At 45.2% G+C, this 754-nt stretch carries 1 protein-coding gene; it reads left to right on the forward strand.

The features are described 5' to 3' along the window. A partial coding sequence (locus R7044_RS25120) for a phosphate ABC transporter substrate-binding protein (RefSeq protein WP_225455985.1) occupies positions 1 to 740 on the forward strand: 740 nt, incomplete at its 5' end. Positions 741 to 754 lie beyond the last annotated feature (14 nt).

Genomic DNA, 754 nt, shown 5'->3' on the forward strand with positions numbered 1-754 from the left:
CTTCCGTTGCTCGCGTGATGGACGTACTCGCCGAAGAATACAATAAGACACACCCAGATAATTACATCGCGGTACAGGGCATTGGTTCTAGTGCGGGGATCACCATGGTGAACAAAGGTGTCGTGAAACTTGGTATGAGCTCTCGCTATCTGACAGAAAGCGAAAAAGGCGAAGACTTGAATGTGTTTCCAATTGCTTACGATGGCCTTGCCGTTGTTGTGAACCGTACAAACTCTGTGACTAACCTTTCAGCACAACAACTGTTTGACATCTACAAAGGCGAAATCAAAAACTGGAAAGAAGTCGGCGGCGCGGATCAACCGATAGCAGTTGTCACGCGAGAAGCATCTTCTGGCTCGCGCTACAGCTTTGAAAGTTTGTTGGGTCTCACCAAAATCATTAACGACCGTCTGGTTTCTGATATCAGCCCAAACAACTTAGTTGTAAACAGCAACAGCATGGTTAAAACCATTGTGAACCATAACACACGTGCGATTGGTTTTATTTCGGTGGGGTCTGTAGACCTTTCTGTGAAGGCGATTCAGTTTAACGGGATTGAACCAACAGCAGCGAACATCGCAAATCACAAATACAAACTGGCTCGACCATTCTTGGTGCTTTACAAAGTCGACTCGCTAGATCAAGCAGGCAAAGACTTTGTCGCGTTCCTAAAATCGGAAGCGGGACAAAAAACCATTGCTGACTACGGGTACATACCGGTTAAAAACTTTAACCAGTAAAAACAAAAAAGAGA

It is taken from the genome of Vibrio sp. 1402, from assembly GCF_033340275.1.